The sequence below is a fragment of the Paenibacillus sp. FSL R7-0163 genome, assembly GCF_037969975.1.
In the GTDB taxonomy this organism is placed as follows: Bacteria; Bacillota; Bacilli; order Paenibacillales; family Paenibacillaceae; genus Paenibacillus_AQ; species Paenibacillus_AQ odorifer.
On record NZ_CP150224.1, the window covers coordinates 460,760 to 473,023 of the forward strand.

Annotated in this window: 5 protein-coding genes; 2 read left to right on the top strand and 3 right to left on the bottom strand. The window is 47.6% G+C overall.

Features of this window, described 5'->3' with window-relative positions:
* Both NST45_RS01990 and NST45_RS01995 read left to right on the top strand, forming a co-directional pair.
* Positions 1 to 1,221 (top strand): ABC transporter permease, encoded by a 1,221-nt coding sequence (locus NST45_RS01990; protein ID WP_339824701.1) that lies wholly within the window; start codon positions 1 to 3, stop codon positions 1,219 to 1,221.
* Positions 1,222 to 1,483: 262 nt separating this feature from the next.
* Positions 1,484 to 9,340: a glycoside hydrolase family 3 N-terminal domain-containing protein gene (locus tag NST45_RS01995; RefSeq protein ID WP_339824704.1), complete on the top strand. Its 7,857-nt coding sequence runs from the start codon at positions 1,484 to 1,486 to the stop codon at positions 9,338 to 9,340.
* A gap of 558 nt (positions 9,341 to 9,898) precedes the next feature.
* Here NST45_RS01995 and NST45_RS02000 read toward each other — a convergent pair.
* The 3 genes from NST45_RS02000 to NST45_RS02010 form a co-directional block, all read right to left on the bottom strand.
* Complete coding sequence (locus NST45_RS02000; protein WP_212592220.1) at positions 9,899 to 10,018, bottom strand: YjcZ family sporulation protein; 120 nt, start codon at positions 10,016 to 10,018, stop codon at positions 9,899 to 9,901.
* 150 nt (positions 10,019 to 10,168) lie between these two features.
* Entirely contained in the window at positions 10,169 to 11,470 is a 1,302-nt protein-coding gene (locus NST45_RS02005) for an aminotransferase class I/II-fold pyridoxal phosphate-dependent enzyme (protein ID WP_076212747.1), read from the bottom strand.
* A 111-nt stretch (positions 11,471 to 11,581) separates the two neighbouring features.
* Entirely contained in the window at positions 11,582 to 12,199 is a 618-nt protein-coding gene (locus NST45_RS02010) for a pyridoxamine 5'-phosphate oxidase family protein (protein WP_076212749.1), read from the bottom strand.
* Positions 12,200 to 12,264: the final 65 nt, after the last annotated feature.

A 12,264-nucleotide genomic window follows, 5' to 3' on the forward strand; every position in this document is an offset into this window, starting at 1 on the left:
ATGGATTTGAAAGAGCTGCGGCGCACGCGGCGCGGTAGATTCATGGGAAGTATGCTTCCTTATGTGGGATATATCATTCAAAGCGGCGTAGCCATGGTCTTCCTGTTCGTGTTGATTGTCTTCTCTGCTTGGTATACATCGCTGCTACAAAAAGTACCTGAAGGCATTCCCATTCGCTGGATTATGTTAGCATTACTGTTGCCTGCGACAGTGCATAGCGGCTTCCGAACCTATTTGCAGACCCCGGATACGATCTTTCTGCTGCCTCAGGGTCACCGCATGAAGGAATATTTTGCACCATCCTGGGTCAGTGGAAACGTGTGGAAGATCATTCGCTTGTTATTTGTACTGATCACCCTTTGGCCGTTGTACATACGTACAGATGATTCTCCCAAGCGACTTTTATTTACAGTGTTGATCCTGATTGCTGTGAAGCTGATCGCGAGTTATGGATTATGGAAAGAGATAGCTATGCTGTCACGTCCGATGGCAGGTGTGTATGCTTTCTTGCGCTGGGCAGTTGGAGGTTTGATTATTGCCGCTTGGTTATGGCAGCCTGCCGGCCCGAGCCTGATATTTATGGTGTTATTGGCAGCAGCCTATCTTGCTGCACTGTCTGTGCCCGGACGTCACGCTGTGCCATGGGAAAGACTGATCGCCATGGAAAACAATCAAGGTGCACGTGCGCTGATGGTTCTGGGCTGGTTCGTGGATGTACCGGGCCGTGAGCAACGGGTGTATTCCCGCCGTTATCTTTCCAAATGGGGCGCTAAGCTGCCTTGGCGCAAGGATACTGCTTATCGGTATCTGCTGACCAAAAGCTTTGCCCGGGGCGATATCTTTGGAATCATTATGCGGATATCGGTGCTGGCTCTGCTGCTGAATTGGTGGAACCGTGATAGTTACTTTGGCACCGGAATTTATTTGTTCTTCCTGTTTATCATTGGTGTTCAATTGTCGGCACTCCGCAAATTGCATAGCGAGTCTTTTTGGCTGACAGTATATCCTTTTCCTGAAGGCAGTAAGGCGGACAACACAACACAATTTGTATTCCGTGCGCATCTGGTTGTGGCATTGGTTCTTGGATTACCTTTCTTAGCTTCCATAGGTGACCGTCTGATGCCAGTGATCTTTACCTTAGCGGCAGGTATTGTGGTAGTCTTTCTGTTTAAAGGATACTTGTCCCGCAAAGCGGCACGATTGGATGACGACGATCTGTAAGGCAATTTCATATTCACAATAAAAAGGCTGTCTCACAGTAGAGAAATTCTACGAATGAGAGAGCCTTTTTTTGCTGGAAGCATAATTTGAGCCGGGCAAGTCCTTAAATTTGCAAAAACGGAACAGAGTATTTAAAAAATGCTGTATGTCTTTTACCAGATGGCTCCAGCATAATAAGCCTGTATCTTACATCATGTATACGCTTCCATTCATAGGCGTAGTCATCCGTACCAACAAAACAGTATTGGGGGAGGATTCAGGCGTGAAAAGAAGATTATCAATATTCATGGTGGCGCTTTTACTATCATCCTTATTCTTGAATGTGCTTGAGGCGGGTATACCTCGGGCCGCAGCGGATGCCTCAGGAGTTCCAGTGTACTATGATCCCACAAAAAGTGTGGAGGAGCGCACTGCGGATCTATTATCCCGAATGACGCTGGAAGAGAAGATTGGGCAGATGGTTCAAGCAGAAAGAGCTGCCGTCACACCTGAGGAGGTACAGAAATATGCTCTTGGCTCTGTACTCAGCGGGGGAGGCTCATTCCCTAACGGAAAAGAAAGTGACAGCACTCGCGATAACTGGAGAAGTTTGATTGATAGTTATCAGGATGGTGCATTGTCTACCAGATTAGGCATTCCGCTGCTCTATGGGGTGGATGCGGTGCATGGACATAACAATGTCAAAGGCGCGACGCTTTTTCCGCATAATATTGGTCTAGGGGCTGCTAATGATCCCGCATTGACTGAGCTTATTGGTGCAGCTGCTGCTAAGGAAGTAGCCGCAACAGGAGCGAACTGGACGTTTGCCCCAACGATAGCCTCCCCTCATAATGCAAGATGGGGTAGAACCTATGAAGGTTTTAGTGATAATCAGGATATTTCAGCAGAACTAGGTGCGGCTTATGTGTTTGGTCTGCAAGGACGGACTGCTGCTGCATTGGCAGGGACAGATACAATCACGGCAACTGCAAAACATTATCTAGGTGAAGGTTATACGGATAATGGTGTAAATCAAGGCAACATCACTAAATATACCGAGCAAGAGATCATGGATAAGGATTTGAAAATTTATAAAGCAGCTGTAGACGCAGGGGTGCAGACGGTTATGGCCTCCTATCACAGCATCCAAGGTCTTAAAATGCATGCCCATAAACATTTGCTGACCGATGTTTTGAAGGGTGACAAGAAAAATGGTGGACTTGGCTTTACCGGTTTCGTTATTTCAGATTATAACGCTGTGCAGCAAATCACAGTGGATAGCGAGGGCAAAGCAGTTAGCGGATTGAAGAACCAGCTGTATGTGTCCGTAAACGCCGGAGTCGATATGTTCATGATGCCGACCGTTTGGAAGGATACGATTAAGTACATCACAGAACTTGTAGGCGAAGGTAAAATCTCTACTGAGCGCATAGATGATGCGGCAGAACGTATCCTGCAGGTCAAAATCGCTTCAGGATTGTTCGAGCATCCCAAAAGCGAACCGGAGCTGTTGAGTGCTTTTGGCTCAGCAGAAAGCCGCAAATTAGCCCGCCAAGCTGTGGCGGAGTCGCTTGTTCTTTTGAAGAACGATGAGGTAAATGGAAGTCCAATTCTATCGCAATTAAGCGGGATGGATAAAATATTCGTAGCGGGTAAAAACGCTAATAATATCGGTAACCAAGCCGGCGGCTGGTCGATCACTTGGCAAGGGAAGTCGGGCAATATAACTGAAGGCACGACGATCCTCGAAGGGATAAAGGAGGCTGTTCCTGCTTCTACAACGGTCACATATAACCTTAATGGGCGCGGGGCTGCGGGTTATGATGCGGCGATCGCTGTTATCGGTGAGACACCTTACGCCGAGACCGATGGCGACCGGACCAGCTTGAATCTGGATGAGCAGGATCTGGCGACACTTGCGAATATACGTGCTGCTGATCCTAATATTCCGCTTATCGTTGTACTGGTGTCTGGACGTCCAATGAAGATAGCCAGCCAATTGGAAGATTGGGATGGGCTTGTGGCAGCTTGGCTACCAGGCACAGAGGGTGCTGGAGTAGCTGATGTGTTATTTGGTACTAAGGATTTTGTAGGCAAAAATCCGATTCGTTGGCCATTCACTTTGAACAATTATCCGGCAGACAATAACAGTACAAATGTGTTATTCAAAACGGGATATGGCTTGACCAAAAATGAGAAAACACCAAAGCTTCCAACCGCTCCTGTCGATCCGGAAGCTCCAGAGATTCCTTCTCTGCCGATTCCCGGCAAAATTGAAGCAGAGGATTTTTTGAACAAAAGCGCAGGACTGCAAACTGAAAATACGCAGGATATAGGTGGCGGTCTCAATGTCGGCTATACCTCGGCTGGCCAGTGGCTCGAATATAACGTGAATGTGGCGCAAGCAGGTACGTATCAAGCCGATTTCCGCTATTCCGTTAATAGTGGCACTACAGGCGTCAACATCAAATCAGCAGAGGGAACTAAGCTAGGAACATTAAGCGTGACCTCAACAGGTGGCTGGCAGAATTGGCAGACGAAAGCTGTAGAAAATGTTGTGTTTAAGAAGGCAGGGTTGCAAAAGATCCGTCTGGAATTTACCGGTGGGGATATCAACCTGAACTGGGTAAGCTTCACTCGAACAGGTGATGTGCCTGTAGATCCATCGAATCCCGGAGATGGCGGGGAAAGCACTAAACATGTTATTAAGTCAGATGTAGTTAGCTCTTGGGTATCGAGTGAGCGAGATCCTTCCGATCGGAAGTGGTATTATGCTGACCGTTATCAAGAGGGTGATTTGAAGCTGGAAGAGCAGGCGAAGCTGGATATTGTGGTTCCCGACGTGAAGGCAGGTACAGAGATCCATATTGATCCTGACCGGAAATATCAATCTATTCTAGGGATCGGTACCTCTATGGAGGAATCGACGGTTAATAATCTGGCGAAGATGTCTGCGGCGAAGCAGGAGGAATTGCTGCGGAAAATGATTGATCCTGTATCGGGGATCGGAATGAGTATGCTCAGGTTGACGATTGGGACGGCTGACTTTACAGATAAACAATTTTATACCTACGATGATATGCCTCCAGGACAAACCGACATTAATTTGGAGAATTTCTCCATCCAAAAGGACATTGACTACCATATCATCAGCACGGTTAAAAAAATTCAAAACATCAATCCGGATATTAAGTTTTTCGCCTCACCTTGGAGCCCGCCCGGTTGGATGAAGACTACAGACAGTATGATCAAAGGCCAAGTGAAGGATGAATATCTGCCTGTACTGGCCAAATATTATCTTAAATTCGTACAGGAGTACGAGAAGCTGGGAATTACCTTTGAAGGTCTGACCTTGCAGAATGAACCTTTGCTGGAAATTGAATATCCAAGCACCAAAATGCCGTGGGAGCAAGAAGCCCAGCTGGCTAAACTGCTGCGGAAGGAATTAGATGAACATGGTTTCAAAGACGTGAAGCTGTGGACATTTGATCATAATCCTGGTGACACGATGGCCTATCCAGCACAAATCCTAGGCAATCCTGAATTAGGTGCCTACGATGCGGTGGACGGAACTGCTTTTCATGATTATGGCGGTGACCTTGGTCTGATGACCCAGCTCCATAATCTCTATCCTGACAAAAATGTATATTTGACCGAACGCGCAGTCTGGGGTACCTCAGGCGCAGACCGCATTGCTCAATATTTCCGTAATTGGGCCCGCAGCTATAACTCCTGGGTAGCGATGCTGGACAGTGATATTGCCTCCCATCAGTGGACCGGAACGCCAGACCCAACCCCGATTGTGCAGGATTCGGGAGACCGTAACCATTACTGGCTGCTGCCAGAATATTATCTGATGGGCCAATATACAAAATTCGTTAAACCGGGGTACGTGCGGATTGATAGTGACTACGGCTCAAGCAGTACTGTAACGAACGTAGCTTTTGCTAGTCCAGATGGAAAAGAGATTGTGACGGTAGTAATCAACCAGACGTCGGATCCACAGCCGTTTAAATTGCTAGTGGACGGTGCGCAAATTAGTGCTGTGCTGCCGGCGAAATCAGTGGGCACTTATAGCTGGGAACGTCTGAATGGTATACAGGCGGTGCCGGGTGTAGTGAATGCTGTTGATTTTGAAGAAGCGCAAGGGGTTTACACTGTGAATGAGCAGGGTTATATTGGCGGGTTCTCGCCAGACGCATCGTCCACCTTCGACTATGTGATTGATGTTAAAGAGAGCGGTGAATATTCACTTCAATTTAAGCATGCCGCTCAATTCAGCGATGGCGCCGGAAAATCGGTGGAGATTAGTGAAGATGGTAAGGTCATTGCTACGATTCCAATTGTGCAGCAGACGGAGAGTCTGACCGATTTTGCAGATTATCAATCCTTGATCTCTCTGAACAAGGGCATTCACAAGCTCACCTTGAAGACGAACGGGAACGGTTATAATATCCGTTCATTAGCTTTACGCCAAGCGCCTTCCGCATCACATGAGCTTCCTGCTGTGCTTCAAGGGCAAGACTACATGACAGCTTCAGGTGTATTAGTAACGGGTGGTGCAGTGGGTTATACTGACCCCGGCGATTGGGTGAAGTACAAGATTAATGTACCTGCCAGCGGTACCTACCCACTCCTGATCTCCTATGCTACTAATCAGGATGATGCAGAGCTGGAACTGCTGACGGGAGAGGATGGAGTAACGGTAACGGCAGCTACTTATGCTTTGACGAAGACGGGGGGATGGTCCAATTGGCAAATAGCTAATGGAACGGTAACCTTGCCTGCCGGGGAGCAGACGCTGACCATGAAAGTAAATGGAGCAGGATTTCATCTGCAGTCGCTTACGATCGGCCCCGCGCTTCAATCGGAGACTGCTCTGCTAGAAGGAAATGAGGAGGGTGCAGAAGTTATCGTCAAGCTAGTAAATGACAAATATGCACCTGAACTGGACACCGCTTATTGGTCTATTGAAGGTTACGAAGGTACAGTTGTCAATAGCGTATACCGGGTGGATGATTATACAGCGAAGGTCGTATTAGCGGGGACGCGAGCTATTGATTTCGACACTGATCGTACGCTTACGGTTACCGCTGATGTGTATCAGACAGAATCAAATCAGTCTTTTGGCAGCGTACATGTTCTGAAATTGCCTCTTATAGTTACAGCAATCAACGACGAAGAGAGCATCAGTCTTTCTCCGAGCACGCTTCCTTATCAAGTGAACGGGAATGAATTGGTAGTCAGCCTTTCAGGAGGGACATTTAATCCTGATGCCATTCAGAGCATTTCTGTCTCTGGCCCAGGTAGGGATCAGGGGCATGTAAGTATTGGGGCAGCTGCCTTACTTGACCCTACCCATGTGAAGCTGACGCTGGCATGGAATGATCATACCCCGTATTATAGTGATTTGCAGCTTACCGTAAATGTGCCAGCAAATGCTTATGCCGATTCAAGTGGTGGCGGCGTGCTGCATGCGGAGGTTAAGCTCTTAGGAACAACTAGTGCTACAGCACCTATAGAAGTCACAAGCTTGAACGCACTGGATCAATTCTACCAGCTGCAAGGGATCACAGTCAGCGGCCAAGGCAGTGGAGCGAAGCTGACCGGCATTGATGCTGGAGACAGCATCGATTACTGGGTAAACGTGCCGCAGGATGGAAACTATGCTTTTACGCTTACCGTAACTTCCGCGAATGGTGCTCCTAAGGGCATTATTTATAAAACGGAGGATGGGAAGACATTAAGAACCGTTGATGTGCCGAATCTTTACTCGCAAACCGTTGGCATACGCACCGTTCTTCAATTGAAGGCGGGTGAACAGAAGCTGCGCCTGCAAGCTGGATCAGCAGGATACGAGCTCAATGGTATTCAAATAGAACCTTATACTGAAGAAATCATGGATGGCGCTGGTTCTTTAAAGGTAGAAGCCGAGAATTATTACGATGCTACACCCAATGGAATTCAGAGTACCATGACTAGCGGTGTGCTGGATTTTAGAAATGTAGGGTTTACCGTTGCAGGGGGTTCCATGGATTATGTCCTTGATATTACTGAAGCCGGATTTTATAAAATCGTATATCGGTATGCTACAGCACAAGGCGGAGTAAGCACTACGATATCTGTAAAGGGTACAAAACTCTCAACAGTGCCTATGCCTACTACAGGTGGATGGGCGAATTACACGCTGGCGAGTGGTGTCGTACAACTTGCGCAAGGAAAACAGGTAGTACGGATGAGCTTCAATAATGACGGTGCCAATCTAGATTGGTTTACGCTGGAACGGACGGAAGAAGGAGAGCAGCCGATTCATTCAAAGGTTTCCTTACCCGTTTCTTCTTTGAAACCGGGAGCTTACAGCGGATTACAAACGATCAGCCTTACTACAGCGACATCAGGAGCAGAGATTCATTACACAACCGATGGGTCGTTGCCTACAGCAGACAGTCCACTTTATACCGGAACTATTGACGCAGCAGGAGTCACAGTTCTTCGTACGATAGCGGTAAAAGAGGGCATGGAGAACAGTTTTGTAGCTCCATTCACGTATGTGATCAGCGGAGCGGTTGATATGAAGACGGTGTCAGCACCGCAGGCTGATCCTGCAGGGGGAACTTATACAGGGCAGGTTGCTGTGAAGTTAACTACAGCTACAGCTGGAGCGTCTATTCACTACACGTTGGATGGCACTGTACCTACAGCAGCCAGCGAACTGTATAGTGGAGTGATTTATGTAGGCAAGAGCAAGACGATTAAGGCGATTGCTGTAAAAGAGGGCTGGAAGCCAAGTGATATTTCCAGTTTTGAATATATCGTTTCTGCGGATAAACCTGAACCAACACCAACACCAACACCTACACCAACAGCAACGCCTGAACCAACCCCAAGTCCAACCTCTGAACCGACTACTCAGCCAACGACAGCACCAACTTCCGGAAGCGGGGGTACCTCAGGTGGTGGCAACAGCGGAACAACAGGGGGGGATTCAAGCGGAAATGCAGGCAGTGTAACAGGCAGCACCATCCTTACAGCAGCACCAGTGCTGAACAGTAATACCGGTGCGGCAAGAGCAAGTATAGACCTGGAAAGCTTGAAAAGGGCTGCTACAGCAGGCTTAAGTGGAGCAACTTCAGCGGTTACTGTTGATATACCGGCAGTAGCTAAAGCTAAGGGTTATGAGCTGCAATTGCCAAACGGTATAATCTTTGCAGATGATAAGACTTCATTGGTCGTTCATACTGAATTTGGTGTGCTGGAGCTGCCAGGTAGTCTGCTGAAACAAGCGGCAAAAGAGGCAGGAACCCCATGGGTAATTACGATAACCAAGGTGGATTCAGATTCTCGCCCAGAATTTAAACTGAGCGTAACTATCAATGGCAAGGAAGCCGTATGGAACAGTTCTGACATGCGGGTTAAGGTGTCCCTGCCGTATACTCCACAATCAGAAGAACGTGGTAAAGAAGGACATATAACGATTCATAGTCTGAATTCGTTGGGGATTCTAACGGTTGTTCCAAGTGGCAGATATAACGCTGCTACGGGGATGGTTTCCTTTACAGGAATTCTCTCTGGTACGTACAGTATCACCTTTACGGAGAAGACATTCCGGGATATCGGCAAATTTGAGTGGGCCCGCAATGCGATTGAGGTGCTTGGCTCTAAAGGCATCATCAACGGAATGACAGAGGATCAATTTGTGCCTCAAGCGGAAGTGAAGCGGGGAGATTTTGTGCTCCTGCTTATAAAAGCGTTTGGCTTGGAAGGAGATAGTGCAGAAAGCTTCACAGATGTGCAGCCTGGCGATTACAGATATGAAGCGTTGGCTATGGCGAAGCAGTTGGGGATCACCACTGGTCGTCCAGATGGAAGCTTTGATCCTAACGCTTCTGTTACGCGGCAGGAAATGATGACACTGGCTGCAAAAGCGATTGCAGCAGCCGGCAGACAGCTTCCAGCCGGCAACGGAGCTTCAATGTCCAGTTTCACGGATAGCCAGCAAGTATCAGCATTTGCACGTGACAGTGTGGCAGCACTAATACGTGCTGGCCTGATCAAGGGAGACGGCTTGCGGATTCATCCACAAGGTGTTACCACCCGTGCAGAGGCAGCGGTCTTGATCTACAACCTGTACAATCTGTAATACATCAGTTGTAAAGATACTTTAGCTTTTGGGCTGTCGCATCCGTAGATTTTCTACGTTTGCGACAGCCTTTTTTAGGTGTGGTTATTGGGTGAGTATCTAAGTTTAGAAGTTCGCATTAGCTAGATCTACATTAAGCCTGCAACTCCGCCGCCGATCATAATTATCCCCGGAGGCTTACGGACCCCGCAGACGTTATTTGCAAATATATAACCTTTATCGGGGAAATTCGGACACCAGTGGCGTTATTCCCTATGAAGAGGTTCATATTTGGGGTTTGGCATGCTAATAACGGCTTTGGGGTCCGTAAGTAAGTAAAATATGGGATTATACTGCCTTTAGGGTCAGGGGTGTCCGATAGCTGCTTTGTGCGGGCAAATGTGATCTGGGGTAACGAAGGTTGGTGCGGTTGGTGCTTAGACCAAGGTGGAATAAAAAAAGACGTGGACGTCACAGCAGCCATTATCATGACCTACTGGACACCCACGTCTATTGTAAAAAAAAGGGATTGAAAATAGGAAAGAGCTTAAAGCTCTCTCCCGAGACTGTCATTAATGGTTAGACAAAAAGTGAACGGCTGATGATAACCAGCAAGATAAAGAGAACCAGGATGGCGCCAGTGCTAGTGAATGGGCCACCTCCACAACATCCATATCCGCCTCTAACTTCTTCGCTCATGTTCATTCCCCTTTCGGTGTGTGTGTTGTACTTGAGTACATCGTATTGTATGTGCGGAGAGAGGGGCGTGTATAGGCCAATGTCGGAGTCGTGTACAAAAAAAATCAGCTCCATGAAAACGGAGCTGATTGTAAGCTATATAAAGTTCAGTTAGGCTTTTTCTAAATCGCGAACACCTGCGTATACAAGATCGAAAAGATCTTCGAGCTGTTCCTCTTCGATACATGAGAAGGCAATACGTAGATCAGTTTCACCCAAAGCAATAGTGCCTAGTCCGTAATTATGAATCAGGTGAAGCCGGAGCTCTTCAGCCGCAACTGTGTGCAGCTTCAGACACATAAAGTAACCGGAGTTAAAAGGATAATACGTCCATACATCCTCGCCGTATTTACCGCTATCGAGCAGTGCTTTTACTTTATTCGCACGGCCTTTCATGATCTGGAACTTCTCTTCCTTCTGTGCTTCGAATTCCGGCGACTTCAAGGCGTCTAGTACGAAGGTTTGCGAAGGATGCGCACCGCTGGAAATGGTGGCACGGATGATACCTAGTGTTTTTTGCTCCAATGCTGCCAGCAGGTCTTTGTCCTCCGAGGCATAAGTGATGAAACCCACACGGAAGCCCCAGACAAATTCTTCTTTGGTCGCACCGTCAATCTTGATTGGAAGCACACGAGGATGCAGATGAGCCAGTTTGCCGAACAGCGATTCTTTTAGTGAATCCTCAAAGAATAACCCGAAGTATGCATCATCACTTACAACAACAACGTTGATGCCTTCCTCAGCCGCACGAAGGATAGCTGCGACGATCTTATCGCCTTCCTTAATTCCTGGAGTATATCCGGTAGGATTGTTAGGGAAGTTCAGCAGCACAATCGCTTTGCCGCGTTCTTTTTGAGCGAGCAGCGCGTCTTCCAGACCTGCACTGTTGAAAGTCATTTCTTCTGTGAACAGCGGATAGTTAACGGTCTCCCCATGGCGGCGGATTCCGAAGGTTAATTCGTAGTTCTCCCAGTTCTTGTCCGGGTAGATAATCGCGTCACCTGGCTCTGCGAAGAGGTCAGCGACAATGCTAAGCCCGTGAGTCAGGGCATTGGTTACAACGGGATTGCTGATGGTTTTACCTTCTAGCGATGGATTTTCGCGCAGCATCTTTTCACGCCATACAGTACGCAGCTCTGGTTTACCTGCCGGAGGGGCGTAACTATAAAGATCCTTAGGACTGTAAGCGGAGAGTTTATCCTGAATGACGCCGAGGTGCATAGGTACGCCACCTTCAGTAGCAATACCGATAGTTGCGTTGTATTTCTTGGCGTGAGCTCCTGCTTCAGCGGATTGGCTCAGGATGCCCTCTTTTGGGAAGTAAATCTCTTTGCCAAGCGTAGAGAGCATATCATACACATGTTCATTTCCTGCTTTGATACTTTCGTTTAATTGTCCAGCTAGTGGATTCATCAGTTTCATCCTTCCAGGGTTCTTTGGGGATAACATACTGTTAACATTGCCTAACATTATATCACCGCCAATTGCAACCGTCACTTGGAAAGATACGATTTTTAAAAAATATCATTCGGCGTGGAAAGGGCAGTATTTTTTCATCATTTCTATCGTTTCTTCATCCCGTGGATTATTTCTTTCGGACAGGCCGGAAATGATGCCGGAGCGCTCTTCTTCTTTTAGGTTTTGCCCAAACTTAAACTTCGCAGTGATCTCCTCGGGGGTAATGCGCACAACGGCAACTCCCTTTAGACGGGGACGGTATCTAGGGTCCTCTGCATCGATGGAATCATACCCCCCCTCGGGCTGGAGCTTTTTCATAAATAAGGAGAGTACGCTGGCTTTTTCATTAATGTCTTCGACAGGTTCGGCTGTGCCGTAGGCGGTCACACTTTTAAAATAGGCGGTTGCAGGGCATGCCAGCTCGGGATCGCTAAAATAAGACGGGATAAGAGCATACTCATCCGCTACCGTAAAGCAGACCTTCTGCTGATTGCGGATCGACTTCATTTTGCCACCAGCATGACTGCCATGGAAATAGAAACAACCATCTGTATACACAAAATTCAGCGGTGTCACCCGCGGTTGCCCCTGTTCATCGCTTGTCCCGAGAAAACCAAAACTCATTCCGTTTAGAAAAGAGACCAATTCTTCCTCCTGATCTACTTTAAATTCTTTTCTGCGCATAGGGATCACGTCCTCTTTCTTTTTAGTCTAGAGCGTCTGCTCCAATGTAATTGTTCTTTAAAGAA

Coding starts and splice junctions, on each gene's coding strand:
- NST45_RS01990 (WP_339824701.1), top strand. CDS start 1: ATGGATTTGAAAGAGCTGCGGCGCACGCGGCGCGGTAGATTCATGGGA.
- NST45_RS02000 (WP_212592220.1), bottom strand. CDS start 10,018: ATGAGCGAAGAAGTTAGAGGCGGATATGGATGTTGTGGAGGTGGCCCA.
- NST45_RS02005 (WP_076212747.1), bottom strand. CDS start 11,470: ATGAATCCACTAGCTGGACAATTAAACGAAAGTATCAAAGCAGGAAAT.
- NST45_RS02010 (WP_076212749.1), bottom strand. CDS start 12,199: ATGCGCAGAAAAGAATTTAAAGTAGATCAGGAGGAAGAATTGGTCTCT.